Below are 18315 nucleotides of genomic sequence, written 5' to 3' on the forward strand. Positions count from 1 at the left end.
GGCGTGTGCGGGCGGCGGCGGTGTCGAACCACGCATCCGACATCGAGCCACGCCGCGCAGGCGGTTCGATGTCGGATCGCTGGTTCGACGCCGCGCGCGCCAGGCGGCGCCCGCGCCCCGCGACGCCCGCCCGCCCGCCCGCTGCCCGGCCCCGGAAACGACGAAAGCCCGGCGAGCATGTCGCCGGGCTTGCGGTAGCGAGGGCGGGACTTGAACCCGCGACACCACGATTATGAGCCGTGTGCTCTAACCAACTGAGCTACCCCGCCATGGATCCGGAGCGACTACGGCTCCGGGTCTGAGCCCCGAGTCAGGATTGAACTGACGACCCCTTCCTTACCATGGAAGTGCTCTACCACTGAGCTATCGGGGCATGTGCCGCGAACGGCACCACACGAGGATAGCAGACCCTCGAGCGTGGTCCGGAACCGGCGCAGACGCCCGGGCGCGCCGCGCGGAACCGCTAGTTCGCGTTGGCCCGGAGCCACGCCAGCGGATCCACGGGGACGCCGTCGACGTGCACCTCGAGGTGCAGGTGCGGACCGGTGGAGTTGCCGGTGCTGCCGACCAGTCCGAGCTCGTCGCCGACCTCGACCTGCTGCCCCTCGACCACCTTGAAGGAGTTGTCCTCCATGTGGCCGTAGACGCTGACGAACTGCTTCCCGTCGACGTCGTGCTGGACCCAGACGTCGTTGCCGAAGCCGCCGTCGTCCGCCTGGACCTTGATGACCGTACCCGCGGCGATGACCCGGATGGGGGTGCCCTCGCCCGGCGCGAAGTCGACGCCCATGTGGTTCGTCGAGCAGAACGAGCAGCCCTCGACCTGCCGGCCGCCGAACCCGGAGGTGATCGGGACGCCGGTCAGGAACGGCCACTGGATCGTGCCGTTCGGGTCGTTCGTGAAGCTCGACGAGTCGACGTTCTTGTACTGCGTGGCGGACGACACCGTGTACTGGTCTCGGTTCGTCTCCGCGTCGGTCGCTCCGGCGCCGACCCGCAACGACTGGGTCGCCCCGGCTGCGGTCGCGCGGTCCGCCGACGAGCCCGGCTCCGGCGTGAAGAACGCCTGTGCCGGCAACGAGGTGGAGACGACGAGCCCGGCGGCGAACAGGAGCGCCCCGACGGCGGTCACGCGCGAGGCGGCTCGGCGGAACGACGCGCCGTGCGGCACCGGCGCCGCGGAAGCGGCCGACGCCGTCCGTGCGATGTGCCGCGTGGCTCGGTCCACGTGCTGGACGGGCGCGGTGCGACGAGCCGTGGACGCCCGCGTGCCCGCGACCGGAGCCGCGCCAGCGACCGGAGCGGCCGGGGCCGTGGCCGTGGCCGTGGCCGGGTCCGGGTCGACGGTGCGGGTCGGCTCCGAGGGCATCGACGCCACGACGGGCGACGACGGCGCGGGCGGCGTGACCGGCGACGCGGTCGAGGCGGGCATCGCCGGGGAGGCGGGCGCGAGGTCGATCGGTGATGCCGGCGCCGGTGGCGTCACGGGAGCGGCGGCGAGCAGCTCGTCGAAGGACGGACGGGAGGCGCGGCTCCCCTCCGCCACGGCCGTCGCCCGCTCGACGCGCTCACCCGGTCCCCCGGCCGACCCCGCCGCTGCCGCCCGTTCCGCCTCGATGCGAGCCCGTCGTGTCAGGTGGACGACCGGTGCGGTCGCCTCCACGGAGTCGTCGGTCTTCGCGGTCGGGAGGGAGGAGTGGGGCATGCGTTCGGTGCTGATCCTGATCGGGGCGAGGTGCGCTCGTTTTGGTAACGAGCAGATAACGGGACCTGAGCACGCTAGCAGGACCGCTACCGCCTCGCCAGTCGTGCTCGTGACCACTCGGCTCCCCCAGAGGGAGGAGCGGGCGTGTCAGGCGCCGAGCACGGTTGCCTCGAGATGCCGGAGCAGGTCGCTCAGGTCGTCCGCGATCGCGGGGCTCGCGAACAGGAACGACCGGACGCCGTCGGCCTCCCAGATGCGGATCTCGGCGCCGGCCTCCCGGGCGACGATCGAGCCGGCCGCCATGTCCCACGGGTTGATCCCACGCTCGTAGTAGGCGTCGACGGTCCCCGCCCCGACCGCGCAGCAGTCCAGCGAGGCCGCTCCCCCGCGCCGGATGTCCCGCACCTCGCCGATCAGACCGGCGAGCACCGAGACCTGCTGCCGCCGCCGATCGGCCGTGTAGCCGAACCCGGTCGCCAGCAGGGTCTCGGCGAGCGAGGCCGGCGACCCCACGTGCAAGGGTGCACCGTCGCGCGTTGCCCCCTCGCCGACGGCCGCGCGGTACACGACGCCCGTCGCGGGTGCGACCACGACGCCCGCGATCGGCTCCCACGCCGCAGGATCCGCCGGTCCGCGCACGACACCGATGCTCACCCCGTACTCGGTGCTGCCGTAGAGGTAGTTGACCGTGCCGTCGATCGGGTCCACCACCCAGGTGATCCCGCTCGTGCCGGTGCCGGTGCCGGACTCCTCGCCGAAGAAGGCGTCGTCCGGACGGGCCTCGGCGATGCGGGCGCGGATCAGGGCCTCGACCTCGCGGTCGGCGGCGGTGACCACGTCGACGATGCTCGACTTCCGGTCGGCGACCTCGACCCCCTCCGATCGGCGTCGGGCGGCGAGCGCGGCGGCATCGCGAGCGATCGACTCGGCGAGGTCGGCGAACCGGGACGGTGTGAGGAGTTCGGGCATGCGACCAGCCTGCCGGAAACGGAACGGCCCCGTCCGCAGTGGACAGGGGCCGTTCCGATGTGTGGCAAGTGAGGGATTCGAACCCCCGAAGGCTACGCCGGCTGATTTACAGTCAGATCCCTTTGGCCGCTTGGGTAACTTGCCATGTGCGCACCCGGCCCGTGTGGTCACCAACCGAAGGCGCGCATGAAAGCATAGCCGATCCGAGACGGTGCTCGTGACCACCGGAGGGACGCGACCCCCTCGGGACCGCCACCCGCACTCGGGGGCCGAACCGCGCCTCCCGGCCCCCAGTAGGCTGTCCCGCATGGCAGACAGCTCCTTCGACGTGGTCAGCAAGGTCGACAAGATGGAGGCGGAGAACGCCCTCAACCAGGCCGCCAAGGAGATCGACCAGCGGTACGACTTCAAGGGTGCCGACGCGTCGATCGCGTTCAGCGGTGAGGACGTCCTCATCAAGGCGAACTCCGAAGAGCGCGCCAAGGCCGTCCTCGACGTCCTGCAGAGCAAGGCGATCAAGCGGAACATCAGCCTGAAGAGCCTCAACGCTGGCGACCCCTACCCCTCGGGCAAGGAGTACCGCATCGAGGTGAAGTTCAAGAACGGCATCGAGCAGGACGTCGCCAAGAAGATCGGCGCCTTCCTCCGTGCGAACGCCCCGAAGAGCGTGAAGAGCCAGATCCAGGGCGACGAGCTCCGCGTCTCCTCGAAGAGCCGCGACGACCTGCAGAACACGATCCAGCTCCTCAAGGGTGAAGAGTTCGACGTGCCGCTGCAGTTCATCAACTTCCGCTGACGCGCCGCCGACCGCAGTGGAGCACTGGCTCAACGTCGCGATCACGGTCTTCCTGGTCCTGCTGGACCTGGCGATCCGTGTCTTCTCGCTCATCTACGTCCCGATCAACCGCAAGCCCCAGACCGCCACGGCCTGGCTGCTGGCGATCTTCCTCATCCCCTACATCGGGTTCATCGTCTTCCTGGTCATCGGGTCGACGAAGCTGCCGCGGGCACGGCGTGAGAAGCAGACCGAGATCAACGCGTACATCCTCGAGCAGACCGAGGGCATCGAGCGCGTCCGCCGGGACCACCCGTGGCCGCCGTGGTTCGAGAGCATCACCCAGCTGAACCGTCAGCTGGGCGCGATGCCCCTCGTCGGCGGCAACTCCGCTGAGCTCTACCCGGACTACGACGAGTCCATCGCGGAGATGACCCGGTCGATCGACCAGGCCAGGCGGTTCATCCACGTCGAGTTCTACATCGCGACGATCGACGACACGACGCGCCCCTTCTTCGACGCGCTCGCGCGTGCCCGGTCCCGGGGCGTCACCGTGCGCTTCCTGCTCGACCACTGGGCCAGCCGCGGCTACCCCGGGTACAAGGAGACCCTGGCGTTCATGGACCGCGCGGACATCGAGTGGCACCTGATGCTCCCGCTCCTGCCGCTGCAGGGGAAGTTCCAGCGCCCCGACCTCCGCAACCACCGGAAGATCATGGTGATCGACGGGTCGGTCGCGTTCACCGGGTCGCAGAACCTCATCGACAAGTCGTACGACCTCAAGTCGCACCTCGAGAAGGGCATGGTCTACAAGGACCTGTTCGCGCGGTTCGAGGGTCCGGTCGTGGCCGGGCTCAACGCCCTGTTCGTCACCGACTGGTACAGCGAGACCGACGAGCTGCTCCTCCGCGAGAGCGACCCGGTGCAGCGTGCTGACCGCGGCGACGCCCTGGACTGCCAGGTGGTCCCGTCGGGTCCGGGCTTCGACGGCGAGAACAACCTCCGCCTGTTCAACGCCCTGCTCTACTCCGCGCAGGAGAAGGTGTCGATCACCTCGCCCTACTTCGTCCCGGACGACTCGATGCTCTACGCGATCACGACGACGGCGCAGCGCGGGGTGGAGGTCGAGCTGTTCGTCGGCGAGATGGGCGACCACGCCATGACCTGGCACGCGCAGCGCTCCTACTACGAGGGGCTGCTCCGGGCCGGCGTGAAGATCTGGCTCTACCGCGCCCCGACGATCCTGCACGCCAAGCACTTCACGATCGACGACGACGTCGCGGTGATCGGGTCGAGCAACATGGACATGCGGTCGTTCAGCCTCAACCTCGAGGTGTCCGTGATGGTCCGCGGCAGCCGGTTCGTGGACGCGCTGCGCGAGGTGCAGGGCGCCTACAAGGCGCACAGCTTCGAGCTCGGACTGGACGACTGGGTCGAGCGTCCGCGGCGGTCGCAGGTGCTCGACAACGTGGCGCGGCTCACCGCGGCGCTGCAGTAGCGCAGCGGACGGGAGGCGCGGGTCGGCTCGGTCCGTCAGCGCGCGTCCGGCGGGGGTCGGCTCCGGCGGTCAGCGCGGCCCCGGGGCGGGACGCTCCGGTGGTCAGCGAGGGTCCGGCGCGGGCCGCTCCGGCCGTCAGCGCGGCCGGCGGTCAGCGCGGGTCCGGCGCGGCCCGCTCCGGCCGTCAGCGCGGGTCCGGCACCAGCCGCGTCAGCATCGCCGTGAGGCGTTCGAGCGGCCCGCGCCCGAGGAACGACCGCCACACCACGGCGAACAGCACCGACCCCACGACGAACCAGCACCACGCCGCGCCCGAGGCGGGGAACTCGGGGAGGAACGCGAGCACGACGATGTGTCCGGCGTACACGGTGAGCGGCATCGCGCCGACCGCGGCCAGCGGGGACGCCAGACGCCCGAGCACGCGCCCCGGGCCGTCGAACACCAGCATGCACAGGGCGATCACCACCACCGCGACACCCGCGGTCCCGACGACGTCGACGATCGACGACGAGTGGTCGCGCGGGGACAGCAGCACCTGCGCCAGCGCCTCGGCCGGGGTGCTCCCCCGCCCCGGGGACGGCACACCGGGGAGCAACGCCACGCCACCCGGCACCGGCGCGAGCACCACCCCGACGACGTACGCGACCGAGGCCACGGCGGCGCCGACGGTGAGCGACACGACCTGGACCGGCCGGCGCCCGATGCCCGCTCGCACGAGGGCAAGCCCCACGAGGACGTAGGCCAGGAAGGTCACCACGGGGTAGACGAGGCCGAGCTGGGCCTCCCACGTGCCGGCACCGACGAAGGCGGGCGCCGTCACGAGGGCCGCGACGGGTGACAGCACCGCGCACGCGGCCGCCAGGACGAGCAACCGGCCGGACCGCACGCGCAGGACGGGGATCGCCAGCAGGAAGAGCACCCCGTACGTCGGCAGGATCACGTACACGGGTGTGTCGAGCGCCATCAGCAGCAGACCGATCGCGATCACCACGGCGGCGCGGACGGCGAGGCGGCCCCGGACGCGTCCGATCACGGGCGGTCCGGGAGGGCTCGTCCGTCCACTCGTCAGCCCGATCGACACACCGGCGAGCACGGCGAAGAGCGACGACGACCGGCCGTGCGCGACGGCGGCCCACGTCCCCGGGTCGGGCCAGTCCACCTGGTCGGCGATCCCTCCGACGTGCGTCGCCATCATCCCGACGAGTGCCAGCGCACGGGCGACGTCGACACCCTGCGAGCGGTCAGCCGGGACGGACACGCCCCGCAGCGCGGCGTGCGGTGCGGGGCGTGGGCTCGTCACGGCGCTCAGCTCGTGCGCGCGTCCGCGGGGTCGGCAGCGGCGGCCGGAGCGCCGACGCGACCGAGCGAGACGTCGACCATCTCGTCACGCGGGACGACCTTGATGCGTTCCCGTCCCTCCGCGGCCCCCAGCGCCAGCTCGTGCGCGTCGAGGTTGTGCCAGCCGTCCAGGTCCGTGTAGGCGACGCCGCGCTCGGTGAGGAGGGCCGGGATCGCGTCCTCGGAGGGATCCGTGGGCGTCCACCAGCTCGCCTGGTCGTTCACGATGTGCTGGACGGTCTCCATCGCGTCGGACTTCGTGTGCCCGATCAGACCGACCGGCCCGCGCTTGATCCAGCCGGTGGCGTACACACCGGGGATCTGCTGGTTGTCGTCGTCGAGGACCTGGCCCTCGTGGTTCGGGATGACACCGTGTCGCTCGTCGAACGGCACCCCGGGCAGCGGCGACCCGAAGTAGCCGACGGCGCGGTATGCGGCCTGGATCGGGATCTCACGGATCTCCCCCGTGCCCTCGACCCCGCCCTGGCCGTTCGGCCGGGTGCGCTCGTAGCGGATGGCGGCGAGCTTGCCGCCCTCGTCGCCGACGAACTCGACGGGCTTCGCGTAGAAGTGCAGGTGCAGTCGACGGCTCGCCTGCCCCGTCTCGCGCGTGCGCCACTGTTCGAGCACCCGGTTCATCACCATGACCTGCTTGTTCGTGGCGATGGCGGTCTTCGAGGCCTCGTCGTGGTCGAAGTCCTCGTCGTACACGATCATGTCGACGTCCCGCAGCTCACCGAGCTCGCGGAGCTCGAGCGGCGTGAACTTCACCTGGGCCGGACCGCGGCGACCGAACACGTGGACGTCCGTGACCGGCGACGCCTTGAGCCCCTCGTACACGTTCGCGGGGATCTCGGTCGGCAGCAGGTCGTCCGCGTGCTTCGCGAGGATGCGCGAGACGTCGAGGGCCACGTTGCCGTTGCCGATGACGGCGACGCTCTCGGCCGTGAGCGGCCACGTCCGTGGCACGTCCGGGTGGCCGTCGAACCAGCTCACGAAGTCGGCCGCGCCGTACGACCCGTCGAGATCGACGCCCGGGACGTCCAGGTCGGCGTCCTTGATCGCCCCCGTCGAGAACACCACCGCGTGGTAGTGCTGCTTGAGGTCGTCGAGCGTGATGTCCTCACCGAACCGCACGTTGCCGAACAGCCGGACGACCCCGCGGTCGAGCACGTCGCGGAGGGCGTTGATGATGCCCTTGATGCGGGGGTGGTCGGGCGCGACGCCGTACCGGACCAGCCCGTACGGTGCCGGGAGCTGTTCGAAGAGGTCGATCGACACGTCGTGGCCGTGGGCCTCGCGCAGCAGGATGTCCGCGGCGTAGATGCCGGCGGGGCCGGCGCCGACGATGGCGACTCGGAGGGTGGGCACTGATCGTCTCCAGTTTCGTTCGGGTCGGGTGCTCCCGGTGGGTGTGCCGCCGGCTCAGCGGCTGCGTTCGACGACGGACTCGGCGAAGCGGACGAGCGCCCGTTTGACCGTGCCGTCCGGCAGCGGCGCGAGCGCGTCGACCGCCTCGGTCGCCCACTGGACCGCCACGGCGCGGGTGGCGCGGGTGGCCTCGTGCTCGCGGAGTGCGGCCACGGCGGATTGGTAGGGCGCCGAGTCGACCACGTCGTCCGGCGCGGCCTTCACGTCGCGCTCGATGCGTCCGAGCAGGTCGACCGCGTCCGGCGCGCCCGTCGCGGCGAGGCGGCGGAGCTGCAGCAGCGGCAGGGTGTCGACACCCGCGCGGAGGTCGTTGCCGGCGATCTTGCCGGTCTTGTCCTTCGCCGGGGCGAGGTCGATGACGTCGTCGACGAGCTGGAACGCCACGCCGACCTTCTCGCCGAAGGTCCCGACCGCGTCGAGGTAGGACCGGTCGGCACCGGAGAACATCACACCGGCGCGCGCGGCGGTGGCGATGAGCGAGCCGGTCTTGTCGCTGAGCACCTGGATGTAGTGCTCGACGGGGTCGTCGTCCGGCTGCGGACCCGTGGTCTCGTGGAGCTGCCCCATGCACAGGCGCTGGAAGGTCTCCGCCTGCATGCGGATGCCCTCGGTGCCGAGGTCGGCCGTGATGAGGCTGGCGCGGGCGAAGAGCAGGTCGCCCGTCAGGATCGCGACGTTGTTGCCGTAGGTCACGTGGGCGGCCGGGACGCCCCGCCGCACGGGCGCCTCGTCCATGACGTCGTCGTGGTAGAGCGACGCCAGGTGCGTCGTCTCGATGCTCACCGCGGACTTCACCACGGCGTCGGTCACGCCGTCACCGAGCTGCGCGATGAGCAGCGTCAGCGTCGGACGGATCCGCTTGCCCCCGGCGGAGAGCAGGTACCGGCTGGTGGTGTCGGCGAGGGTGTCCGTGGAGCGCATGGCGTCCTCGAGGCCCTGCTCGACGAGCTGCAGCCCGTCGTCGACCGCGGCGATGAACCGCCGCTCGGCGGGCGTGGCGAACAGTCGCTCGCCGATGCCCAGCGACGCGCGGAGACTCGGTGCGCGACGCGCGACCGGGACGCTCGGATTCAAGTGCTGCTCCGTGTTCGGGGGTGGACGGACCGGTCAGGCGTCGGTCGGGTCGATGCTCGGCTGCTCACCGGTGTGCTGGTGCTCACGGCGCGCCTTCGCACGACGGGCGGCCGACTCACGGACCGTGCCCGCCACGGGCTTGCGGCCGCGGTGCAGTGCGACGATACCGGCGGTCAGGTTCCGGTAGGCGACCATGGTGAACCCGACGCCGCGGAGCCACTGGCTGAGGACCTGCTGGTCCGGCCACGCCTCGATCGACTCGGCGAGGTAGCGGTAGGCGGCGGGGTTGCTGCTCGAGAGCCGAGCCACGCCGGGGAGCACCCGCTTGAGGTAGGCGCCGTAGCCGAAGCGGAGCAGGGCGAGCGGCGGCGTCGAGAACTCGCAGATGACGACGCGGCCACCGGGCTTCAGGACGCGGAGCATCTCACCGAGGGCCTGCATCGGGTCGTTCACGTTGCGGAGGCCGAACGAGATCGAGACGGCGTCGAACGTGTCGTCGTCGAACGGCAGCTGCTCGGCGTCGCCCTCGACGAAGGTGATCTCCGGGTGCCGCTCGCGACCGACGGCGATCATGCCCGCCGAGAGGTCGAGCGCGGTGACGTCCGCACCCTTCTTCGCGAAGGCAGCGGCGCTCGTCCCGGTGCCGGCGGCGATGTCCAGCACCTTCTCACCCGGCTGGGGGTCGACCGCGCGGACCGTCGCGACACGCCACAGCGGAGCGTTGCCCGCGGAGAGGATGTCGTTCGTGAGGTCGTACTTCGCGGCGACGTCGTCGAACATGGCCGCCACCTCGTCCGGCCGCTTGTTCAGGTCCGCTCTGCTCACCCGCAACATCCTAGAGGTCCCGGCCGTGCGTTCACCGGAGCGTACGATCGTGCCGTGACCCGAACCACCACGGCGGCTCCGCCGCTGACGGTCTCGACCCGGATCCTCGACGATCCGGGCGCCGTCCTCCGCCACACCCTCCGGGACAGTCCGCTCGCGTTCGTCCGGAACGGCGACGGCATCGTCGGCATCGGGGAGGCCCTCCGGTTCACCTTCCGCGGGCCGGAGCGGATGCGCGAGGCCTCCGCCGTGTGGCGCACGATCGTGCAGGACGCCGAGGTCGACGACCCGGTGCAGCTGCGCGGGACCGGTCTCGTGGCGTTCGGCGCGTTCACCTTCGCCGACGACTCCGCCGAGACGAGCGTCCTCGTCGTCCCCCGTGTGGTGATCGGTCGACGTCGCGGCAAGGCGTGGCTCACCGCGATCGACACGACCGACTCCCCCGAACCGCTGGCCTTCACGCGGACGTCCGTCCCGGTCCCGCACGTCGGCCCGCACGTCTCCGTCCCGCTCGCGCCCGGCCGCATCGACGAGGTCGCCTACGCCGAGAAGGTCGCGGACGCCGTCCGCCGGATCACCGCGGGCGACGCCGAGAAGGTCGTGCTCGCCCGTGACCTCGTCGGGCGCCTCCCCCGGGGCGCCGACCAGCGCGCCCTCCTGCTCGACCTCGCCGAGGCCTACCCACAGTGCGTGACGTTCGCGGTCGACGGACTCGTCGGGGCGACACCGGAGACCCTGGCGCGGACGGACGGCACGCGGCTCTCCGCGCGGGTGCTGGCGGGCAGTGCCGCCCGTGGCAGCGACGCCGCGAGCGACCGGGCCGCGGCCGAGGCCCTCGCTGCGAGCGCGAAGGACGTCGAGGAGCACGGCTTCGCGATCCAGAGCCTGCTCGCTGCACTCCGACCGATCGCGTCGGACCTCCGCGCCGACCCGGAGCCGTTCCGCCTGCAGCTGCCGAACCTCTGGCACCTGGCCACCGACGTGCAGGCGACCCTGCCGGTGGGGACGACCTCGCTCGACGTCGCCGACGCACTCCACCCGACGGCCGCGGTCGCGGGGACACCCACGGACGTGGCCGTGCGACTCGTCGCCGAGCTGGAGGGTGCCGACCGTGGCCGCTACGCCGGGCCGGTCGGGTGGCTCGGGGCGAACGGTGACGGCGAGTGGATGCTGGCGCTCCGCAGCGCGCAGATCACCCCTGACGGCACCGTCCGGGCGTGGGCGGGTGCGGGCATCGTGGCCGGTTCGGATCCCGCTCGCGAGGTCGCGGAGACGCGTCTGAAGTTCCGCCCGATCACCGACGCGCTCGCGTAGCCGAGCGGCCGAGACCGCCCACCCGTTCAGTCGGCCAGGGGCACCTCGATCACCACGCGTTCGGCCGGATCGGTCAGGACCCGCTCCAGGTCGCCCCAGGTCGCGGCCCGCCGGTACTCCCACCCGAGCCCCGTCACCACCGGCTCGAGGTCGAACTCCTGCGGCGTGGTCATCATCCGCCGCATGTCCGCCGCGGGTGTGGTCTCCGCCACCTCGAGCCCGCGGAAGATCGCACCGCCGGCGTCGTTGCCCACGATGACCTGCACGCGGCGCCTCGGTTCCTCCGACCCCGTGACGAGAGCGCCCAGGTCGTGCAGCAGGGTGAGGTCGCCGAGCAGCACGCGCGTGGTGCCCGCGGCCGACGTCCGTTCGAGCGCCGCCGCGATGCCGAGCGCGGTCGACACCGTCCCGTCGATGCCGGCGAGCCCGCGGTTGGCGTGCACGCGGATCGCCTTCCCCGGGACGTGTCCGTCGGCGACGCGGATGATCTGCGACGCACCGAGGACCAGCCGGTCGTGCGGCCAGGTCGCACCCCACACGGCGTCGGCGAGCATGGTCCGGTCGACGGGCCGGCGCCGCAGCGCGACCTCGTCCCGCAGGAACCGGTTCCGCTCGGCGCGGTCGCTCGACCGCTTCGCGTCGAGGTCGGGGCCCGCGTCGCCGTCCCCGAGCAGCGCTCGACTCGCCGACACCCAGCGCCCGACCCAGGCGCGGTGCTCCGGGCGGGTACGGCCCGCCACCCGGACGTCGGAGACGAAGGTGGTCGCCGCTTCGGCTCGGGAGGCGCGGGCCGGATCGAAGGGGTCGGCCCCCGGTCCGCGCACCACGAACGTCTCCACGTCGGGGCGCTGCAGGAGCGCGGGCACCTCACGGCTCAGGGTGGGGTGGCCGAGCACGACGGCCCGGCGCACGGCGCCACCGAAGGCGGGGTCCCGCAGGAGTTCCCGGTAGGCCACGACGAGGTTCCGGCCGAAGCGCGCCCCGCTCGACACCTCGGCGATCAGCGGCGCACCGAGCTCCCACGCGATCCGCTCGGCGTCCGGCCCGGCGTCGTGCCCGGCGACGACGACCGTCGCCGGCTCGTCGTCCGGCGTCAGCTCGACGACCGGCAGACCGGAGTGCACGCGGCGTGCGGCGAACGCGAGGTCGACCTCGTCCTCCGGGACGGCACGGACGTCGTCGGCGCCGAGTCCGGCGGACAGCGGTTCGCGGAACGCCACGTTGAGCTGGACCGGGCCGGGCTGCCCCGTGTGCCCGGCAGCAGCGGCGACCGCCTGCCGCACGAGGGTCCGGACGGTGTCGGCGGTGCTCGCGTCCACCCCGTGCTCGGTCGGCGCGTCGACGTCCCGGACGAACGCGACCGCCGGGCCGAAGATGCCCGGCTGCACCGTGGTCTGGTTGCTCCCGATGCCGCGGAGCTCCGCCGGCCGGTCGGCACTCACGACGACCATGGGCACGCCGGAGTGGTGCGCCTCGAGCACCGCGGGGTGCAGGTTCGCGACGGCGGTGCCCGACGTGGTGACGACCGCGGCGGGGCGGCCGGACTCGACGGCGAGCCCGAGCGCGGTGAACCCTGCCGTGCGCTCGTCGAGACGGACGTGCACGCTGATGCCCCCGGCTCGTTCGAGGGCGACCGCGGCGAGGGCCAGCGCCTGGGATCGCGAACCCGGGCTGACCACCACGTCGGTCACGCCGGCTCGAGCGAGTTCGCGGAGGAGGACCACCGCGAAGTCGGTCGCCGGGCTGCCGGACCCGGCGGGGCCGTCAGCGATCGGAGCGGCCGTCGTCGTCGTGACGGTGGTCTCGGTTTCGGTCTCGGAACTGCTGTTCGAGCTCTCGGAGGGTCGCGTCGTCCTGGTCCTTGTCCGTGCGGTGCCGCTCGGGGCCGTGCGGGCCGCCGAGGAAGTCCGGGTCGTCTTCGGGTCCACGGTACCCGGAGCCACCACCGCTGTTGGTCGCCGGAGACCTGCCGAGCAGGAACCACAGCACGCCGCCGAGGACGGGGAGGACGATCACGAGGAGGACCCAGACGCCGCGGCTGAGGGAACGGACACGTTGCCGCGGCATGGTGGCGCAGTCGATCACCGCGTACACCGTGAACGCCACGGCGGCCACGACGACGATCAACCACAGTCGGACCATGGCCGGAGTCTAGGTCGGGAGTCTGTGGGGCGCCTGCTCACTTCGCTTCCGTAGACTTGCCGGGTGAAAGCGTGGCTCGTCTACACCCTGGCCCGTCTCGGCATCTTCGCCGCGGCGCTGGCGCTGCTCCTGATCCTGACGCCGCTGCCGTGGTACTGGGCCACGATCGTCGCTGCGCTCGTCGGTCTGCTCGTGTCGTACATCGCGCTCACGAAGCTCCGCGCGAACGTCACGGAGAGCCTGGCGAACCGCCGGGTCCGGCCGGAGCGGGACGCCGACACCGACTTCGAGGACGACTTCGTCGACGCGGCCGACTCGGACGCGCCGTCCGAGCGCCCGGTCTCCGACGCGGACCGCCACCTGGCGCACCGCGAGCAGGACCAGGACTGACGCCTCGCGGCGGTCCGGCTACGGCTGGACGGCCAGGGTGACGCCGAGCACGACCCCGAACGCCAGCGACGCGAACGACGACAGCTGCAGGGCCGTGATGAGCTCGCGCGGCTTCCGCGAGGACACCCCGATCGCGAGCGCGGGCAGGGCGAGCAGCAGCGAGAAGTACGCGAAGCCCGTGCGGAAGTAGAGCAGCACGAACCAGAGCAGCACCACGTACGGCAGCATCAGGAACAGGCCGTAGAGCACACGGGCGACACCGCGTCCGACGACGACCGCGAGGGTCCGCTTGCCCGCGAGTCGGTCCTCGTCGATGTCGCGGATGTTGTTCACCATCAGCACCGCGCACGCGAAGAACCCGGCCGCGACGGCGGCGGCCCAGCCACTCGGGGTCACCTGCCCGATGAGCACGAACTGCGTGCCGAGGACCGCCACGAGCCCGAAGAACACGAACACGAACACCTCGCCGAGGGCGTTGTAGCCGTAGGGCTTCTTGCCGCCGGTGTAGAACCACGCGGCGACGATCGCGGCGGCCCCCACGAGGAGCAGCCACCAGAGCTGGGTGAGCACGACGATGACGATGCCCGAGACCGCGGCGAGGCCGAAGAACGTCAGTGCGACCGTGAGCACGGTCCGGGGCTTCGCGAGCCCGGCACCCGTCAGGCGCGCCGGGCCGACGCGGAACTCGTCGGTGCCGCGGACACCGTCGGAGTAGTCGTTGCTGTAGTTCACGCCGATCTGCAGGAACAGGGCGACGAGGAGCGCCAGGACCGCGACGAGGGCGTGGTGGTCCTTCCCGAGGAAGCTGCCGAAGTCGCCCGGCTCACCGCTGTCGACGAACGCGACGGTGGTGCCCATCACGACGGGGACGACGCCGAGCGTGAGGGTGCGGAGGCGTGCTCCGCCGATCCAGTCGCTCGCGGTCGCCTTCCGCTTCGTGCGCGCCGGCCCCGCGGCCTTCGCCGGGTTGCCGGAGCGGCCCTGGGACCGGGTCGAGTTCTTCGTGCGTGCCACGACCGTCAATGGTATCGGCGTCGTCCCGCTGGTTCCGCCCCGTGTCGGTGCGGGCGGGCCGGGAGGCACGGCTCCCCCACCGCGGTCCGGTCCGGCCCGTCAGGCGGTCGGGTCGGCCAGGGCACGGACTGCCCGACGGTCCGGCTTGCCGGACGCGAGCATCGGGACGCGGTCGACGACCACCACCGCGTGCGGCCGGGCGGCCCGTCCGAGCGCCGCGCCGACGTGCGCTCGGACGACGTCGAGCTCGACCGGGTGCGCCGTGACCACGACCGGGACCTCGCCCCACTCCGCCGAGGCACGGCGGGTCACCACGGCGGCGTCCTGCCCGGGCAGTTCGCGCACGAGCCGTTCCACGAGGCCGAGCGGCACCTTCTCCCCGCCGGAGATCACGACGTCGTCGAGGCGACCCAGCACCCGGACCACCCCGTCCGTCACCGCGGCGGCGTCGCCCGTGCGGTACCACCGGCGGCCGTCGCGCTCGACGAAGGCCGCCGCCGTGCGCTCGGCGTCGCCGAGGTACCCCTCGGCGAGCATCGGCCCGGACAGCTGCAGTTCGCCGTCGACGACCTCGGTCCGGACCGTCCCGAACGGGACGCCGTCGTACACGCAGCCGCCGCTCGTCTCGCTCGCCCCGTAGGTCGTCACGATGCGGACACCCGCCGCCGACGCACGTTCCCGGAGTGGCGCCGGAGTGGCCTGTCCGCCGACGAGCACGGCGTCGAACCCCGCGAGGGCCCGGACCGCGCGCTCGTCGTCGAGGACGCGTGCGAGCTGCACCGGGACGAGGGACGTGTAGCGCCGTGGTGCCGCCGGGCCGGTCTCGAGCCGGTCGGCCGCGTCCGCGAACGCCGCGGCCTCGAAGTGCCCGGGAGCGACCGCGACGGGAGTCGTGCCGGCTGCGATCGAGCGGGTGAGCACGTTGAGCCCGGCGATGTAGTGCGTCGGGAGCGCCAGCACCCACCCACCGGGGCCGCCGAGCGCGGTGTCCGCTGCGGCCGCTCCGGCGAGGAGCGCCTCCGACGACAGCGCCACGCGCTTCCCGGTGCCGGTCGAGCCGCTCGTCTCCACCACCAGCGCGACCCGCTGCGGGACGTCGGCCGGAGCCGGTTCCGGCAGCGCGGGAGCGTCCTCGGCGACGGGGAGCAGCGCGGGGCCGCCGGCGAGCGCTGCCTCCAGGGCGCGCAGCACCGCGGAGGGGTCCGACGTGCCCACCGCGGCCAGCGGACGGCTCACCGTGCCGCGCCGGAGATCAGTAGTGCCACGGGAACGCGGTCCACTCGGGCTTGCGCTTCTCGAGGAACGAGTCACGCCCCTCGACGGCCTCGTCCGTGCCGTACGCGAGCCGCGTGGCCTCGCCCGCGAACACCTGCTGGCCGACCATGCCGTCGTCGACGGCGTTGAAGGCGTACTTGAGCATCCGGATCGCGGTCGGGGACTTGCCGAGGATGATCTCGCCCCAGCGGATCGCCTCACGCTCGAGGTCCTCGTGCGGGACGACGGCGTTGACGGCCCCCATCTCGTACGCACGCTGCGCGGAGTACTCCTGGGCGAGGAAGAAGACCTCCCGCGCGAACTTCTGCCCGATCTGCTTGGCGTAGTAGGCGCTGCCGTACCCGCCGTCGAACGAGCCCACGTCGGCGTCGGTCTGCTTGAACCTGCCGAGCTCGGCGCTCGCGATCGTCAGGTCGCAGATCGCGTGCAGCGAGTGTCCGCCGCCGGCCGCCCAGCCGGGCACCACGGCGATGACGACCTTCGGCATCATGCGGATGAGGCGCTGGACCTCGAGGATGTGCAGACGTCCCATCGATGCCTGCGCAGCGGCGGGGTCGACACCCTCGGGCGGGGCGCCCTCGTCGCCGACGTACTGGTAGCCGCTCCGGCCGCGGATGCGCTGGTCGCCCCCGGAGCAGAAGGCCCATCCGCCGTCCTTCGGGCTCGGACCGTTGCCGGTCAGGAGGACGACGCCGACCCGCGGGTCCTGGCGGGCGTCGTCGAGCGCACGGTAGAGCTCGTCGACCGTGCGCGGGCGGAAGGCGTTGCGGACCTCCGGACGGTCGAATGCGACACGCACGATGCCGTGCGAGACGTGCTTGTGGTACGTGATGTCGGTGAACTGCTCCGCGATCGGAGCCGCGGTCCAGACGTCGGGATCGAACAGGTCGGAGACGGGGGCAGCCATGCCTCCCACGCTACCGCTGGCACCGTGGCCCGGCGGCCGCCGGGTCAGAGCCCGGTGCTCGACGTGGCCGCGGAGCCGCCCATGTCCGTCAGGACCTCGGGCGCCACGATCACCAGCAGGACGATGAGGATCACCGGGTTCGCGAAGAACGCGACGACCACGCCCACGGCGCCGTACCAGCGGCCGAACGACCCGACGGCCGCGACGAACCCGAGCACCGCCGCGACGAGCGTGAGGAACACCACGACGAAGCAGATGCCGAACGCGAAGTCGGTGTCCCCGCCCATGAACACCGCGAAGGCACTGGCGTCGACCGCGGCGGACACGACCGCGAGGCCGAGCGAGATCTTGCCGACGATCGGGTTGCGCTTCCGGCGTCCGGCGGCGGCCTGCTGTCGGACGTCGACGGTGTTCCGCTGCAGCAGCCGGGCGAACTCGTCGGTGTCGCGACCGCGGGCCCGGTTGCCGGCGGCGCTGCGGGTCGGAGCGGGTGCGGCCGATCGCTGCGACGCACGCTGCTGCGGTTCCGGCGCCACCGAGCCTCCTCGTTCCGATCCTCACCCTGCCGCCGACCTCGGCCGACCGATGCATGCTAATGCCCTGCCCTGGCGGTCCCCTCCGAGGAACCGGGAGGTGCGCTGGGCGCCGCTGCCAGGATGGGGAGGTGCTCCCCGACCTCGCCGATCTCCTCTCCGAAGCGCACGTCGTCGCCCTGCCCATGCGGGTCCGGTTCCGCGGCATCACCGTCCGCGAGGCGATGGTCCTGCGCGGTCCCGCCGGGTGGACCGAGTTCTCCCCCTTCGTGGAGTACGACGACGGCGAGTCCGCCGCGTGGCTCCGGGCAGCGCTCGACTTCGGCTGGACGACGCACGAACCGGCCGCGGAGTCCGTCCCGGTGAACGCCACCGTCCCCGCCGTGCCGCCGGACGAGGTGGCACCGCTGCTCGCCCGCTACCCGGGGTGCACGACGGCGAAGGTCAAGGTCGCCGAGCCCGGCACCACCCTCGACGACGACGTCGCCCGGGTGGCCGAGGTCCGTCGGGTGATGGGTCCGGACGCCGCCGTCCGGGTCGACGCGAACGGTCTGTGGTCGGAGGACCAGGCGGCCCGGGCGCTGGAACGCCTCGCGCCGTTCGGCCTGCAGTACGCCGAGCAGCCGTGCCGCACGGTGCCGGAGCTCGCCGCGCTCCGCGCCCGCCTCAGCGGACTCGGCGTCGCGATCGCAGCGGACGAGAGCGTCCGCAAGGCGTCCGATCCCCTGGCGGTCGCCCGCGCCGGTGCCGCCGACGTCCTCGTCGTGAAGGCCCAGCCCCTCGGCGGTATCACGGCGGCACGGGCGATCGTCGCCGAGGCCGGTCTGCCCTGCGTGGTCTCCAGCGCGCTCGACACCTCGGTCGGCCTCGGCATGGGAGCGTTCCTCGCCGCGGCCGCGATGTCGCCGGGCTACGCCGCCGGGCTCGGCACCGCGGCGATGTTCACCGCGGACGTCACGGCGTCACCGCTGCTGCCGGTCGGCGGGCAGGTGCCCGTGCGACGGGCAGACGTCTCCGCCGAGCTGCTGCAGCGGCACGCCGCGTCCCCCGAGCGCACCGCGTGGTGGCGAGCACGGCTCGAGCGCGTGCACGCGCTGCTCGCGACCGCGTGACGGACGGGAGGCG

17 protein-coding genes and 3 tRNA genes are annotated in these 18315 nt (G+C 72.5%); 5 read left to right on the plus strand and 15 right to left on the minus strand.

The genetic code is table 11. The features are described from left to right. Positions 1–195: 195 nt before the first annotated feature. The 5 genes from ACTJKO_RS16490 to ACTJKO_RS16510 all read right to left on the minus strand — a co-directional run bounded on the left by ACTJKO_RS16490 (position 196) and on the right by ACTJKO_RS16510 (position 2818). Positions 196–269, minus strand: a tRNA-Met gene (locus ACTJKO_RS16490). 32 nt (positions 270–301) lie between these two features. Beyond that, a tRNA-Thr gene (locus ACTJKO_RS16495) sits at positions 302–373 on the minus strand. A 90-nt stretch (positions 374–463) separates the two neighbouring features. Continuing rightward, positions 464–1705 (minus strand): M23 family metallopeptidase, encoded by a 1242-nt coding sequence (locus tag ACTJKO_RS16500; protein ID WP_440690301.1) that lies wholly within the window; start codon positions 1703–1705, stop codon positions 464–466. A 147-nt stretch (positions 1706–1852) separates the two neighbouring features. Beyond that, a complete protein-coding gene (locus ACTJKO_RS16505) occupies positions 1853–2674 on the minus strand; it encodes an inositol monophosphatase family protein (protein ID WP_440690303.1) in 822 nt (273 codons plus the stop codon). Between the two features lie 62 nt (positions 2675–2736). Further along, positions 2737–2818 (minus strand) — tRNA-Tyr (locus ACTJKO_RS16510). Positions 2819–2981: 163 nt separating this feature from the next. Here ACTJKO_RS16510 and ACTJKO_RS16515 point away from each other — a divergent pair. Continuing rightward, positions 2982–3470 (plus strand): YajQ family cyclic di-GMP-binding protein, encoded by a 489-nt coding sequence (locus ACTJKO_RS16515; protein WP_440690305.1) that lies wholly within the window; start codon positions 2982–2984, stop codon positions 3468–3470. A 16-nt stretch (positions 3471–3486) separates the two neighbouring features. Continuing rightward, complete coding sequence (cls, locus tag ACTJKO_RS16520) at positions 3487–4947, plus strand: cardiolipin synthase (RefSeq protein ID WP_440690307.1); 1461 nt, start codon at positions 3487–3489, stop codon at positions 4945–4947. 184 nt (positions 4948–5131) lie between these two features. Here cls and ACTJKO_RS16525 read toward each other — a convergent pair whose 3' ends face one another. Genes ACTJKO_RS16525 through ACTJKO_RS16540 form a run of 4 tightly spaced genes read right to left on the minus strand, consistent with a single transcriptional unit; the run spans position 5132 to position 9615 of the window. Further along, positions 5132–6247, minus strand: coding sequence for a heparan-alpha-glucosaminide N-acetyltransferase domain-containing protein (locus ACTJKO_RS16525; protein WP_440690308.1), 1116 nt, complete (start codon positions 6245–6247; stop codon positions 5132–5134). A gap of 5 nt (positions 6248–6252) precedes the next feature. After that, positions 6253–7656: an FAD-dependent oxidoreductase gene (locus ACTJKO_RS16530; RefSeq protein WP_440690310.1), complete on the minus strand. Its 1404-nt coding sequence runs from the start codon at positions 7654–7656 to the stop codon at positions 6253–6255. Between the two features lie 54 nt (positions 7657–7710). Beyond that, complete coding sequence (locus tag ACTJKO_RS16535; protein WP_440690312.1) at positions 7711–8790, minus strand: polyprenyl synthetase family protein; 1080 nt, start codon at positions 8788–8790, stop codon at positions 7711–7713. Positions 8791–8823: 33 nt separating this feature from the next. After that, positions 8824–9615 (minus strand): demethylmenaquinone methyltransferase, encoded by a 792-nt coding sequence (locus tag ACTJKO_RS16540; RefSeq protein WP_440690314.1) that lies wholly within the window; start codon positions 9613–9615, stop codon positions 8824–8826. Positions 9616–9669: 54 nt separating this feature from the next. Here ACTJKO_RS16540 and ACTJKO_RS16545 point away from each other — a divergent pair, with 54 nt between their 5' ends. Next, on the plus strand, positions 9670–10929 hold the full coding sequence (locus tag ACTJKO_RS16545; protein WP_440690316.1) for an isochorismate synthase: 1260 nt from the start codon (positions 9670–9672) through the stop codon (positions 10927–10929). 26 nt (positions 10930–10955) lie between these two features. Here the strand turns inward: ACTJKO_RS16545 and menD are convergent, their stop codons facing one another. Both menD and ACTJKO_RS16555 read right to left on the minus strand, forming a co-directional pair. Beyond that, a complete protein-coding gene (gene menD, locus ACTJKO_RS16550) occupies positions 10956–12701 on the minus strand; it encodes a 2-succinyl-5-enolpyruvyl-6-hydroxy-3-cyclohexene-1-carboxylic-acid synthase (RefSeq protein WP_440690399.1) in 1746 nt (581 codons plus the stop codon). After that, complete coding sequence (locus tag ACTJKO_RS16555; protein WP_440690318.1) at positions 12694–13071, minus strand: PLDc N-terminal domain-containing protein; 378 nt, start codon at positions 13069–13071, stop codon at positions 12694–12696. Before ACTJKO_RS16555 ends, menD begins: the two co-directional genes overlap by 8 nt. Positions 13072–13134: 63 nt before the next feature. Here ACTJKO_RS16555 and ACTJKO_RS16560 point away from each other — a divergent pair, with 63 nt between their 5' ends. Next, positions 13135–13461 (plus strand): DUF4229 domain-containing protein, encoded by a 327-nt coding sequence (locus ACTJKO_RS16560; RefSeq protein ID WP_440690320.1) that lies wholly within the window; start codon positions 13135–13137, stop codon positions 13459–13461. An 18-nt stretch (positions 13462–13479) separates the two neighbouring features. Here the strand turns inward: ACTJKO_RS16560 and ACTJKO_RS16565 are convergent, their stop codons facing one another. The 4 genes from ACTJKO_RS16565 to ACTJKO_RS16580 form a co-directional block, all read right to left on the minus strand. Further along, the gene (locus tag ACTJKO_RS16565) at positions 13480–14475 is read right to left on the minus strand and encodes a 1,4-dihydroxy-2-naphthoate polyprenyltransferase (protein ID WP_440690322.1); all 996 of its coding nucleotides are present in this window, start codon (positions 14473–14475) and stop codon (positions 13480–13482) included. A gap of 99 nt (positions 14476–14574) precedes the next feature. Beyond that, entirely contained in the window at positions 14575–15711 is a 1137-nt protein-coding gene (locus tag ACTJKO_RS16570) for an AMP-binding protein (RefSeq protein ID WP_440690323.1), read from the minus strand. A 16-nt stretch (positions 15712–15727) separates the two neighbouring features. Next, positions 15728–16657 carry a 1,4-dihydroxy-2-naphthoyl-CoA synthase gene (locus tag ACTJKO_RS16575; protein ID WP_440690325.1) on the minus strand — a complete coding sequence of 310 codons (930 nt, stop codon included), beginning with the start codon at positions 16655–16657 and terminating at the stop codon, positions 15728–15730. A 44-nt stretch (positions 16658–16701) separates the two neighbouring features. Next, complete coding sequence (locus ACTJKO_RS16580; protein ID WP_440690327.1) at positions 16702–17193, minus strand: hypothetical protein; 492 nt, start codon at positions 17191–17193, stop codon at positions 16702–16704. 128 nt (positions 17194–17321) lie between these two features. Between ACTJKO_RS16580 and ACTJKO_RS16585 the strand changes: the two genes are divergently transcribed. Then, the gene (locus ACTJKO_RS16585) at positions 17322–18302 is read left to right on the plus strand and encodes an o-succinylbenzoate synthase (protein WP_440690329.1); all 981 of its coding nucleotides are present in this window, start codon (positions 17322–17324) and stop codon (positions 18300–18302) included. Positions 18303–18315: the final 13 nt, after the last annotated feature.

It is taken from the genome of Curtobacterium sp. 22159 (assembly GCF_052045775.1).
Classification (GTDB): domain Bacteria; phylum Actinomycetota; class Actinomycetes; order Actinomycetales; family Microbacteriaceae; genus Curtobacterium.

Bases quoted from the DNA above. Each gene is read 5' to 3' on its own strand.
- ACTJKO_RS16500 (WP_440690301.1), bottom strand. From the start codon at position 1,705: ATGCCCCACTCCTCCCTCCCGACCGCGAAGACCGACGACTCCGTGGAG.
- ACTJKO_RS16505 (WP_440690303.1), bottom strand. From the start codon at position 2,674: ATGCCCGAACTCCTCACACCGTCCCGGTTCGCCGACCTCGCCGAGTCG.
- ACTJKO_RS16515 (WP_440690305.1), top strand. From the start codon at position 2,982: ATGGCAGACAGCTCCTTCGACGTGGTCAGCAAGGTCGACAAGATGGAG.
- ACTJKO_RS16555 (WP_440690318.1), bottom strand. From the start codon at position 13,071: ATGGTCCGACTGTGGTTGATCGTCGTCGTGGCCGCCGTGGCGTTCACG.
- ACTJKO_RS16575 (WP_440690325.1), bottom strand. From the start codon at position 16,657: ATGGCTGCCCCCGTCTCCGACCTGTTCGATCCCGACGTCTGGACCGCG.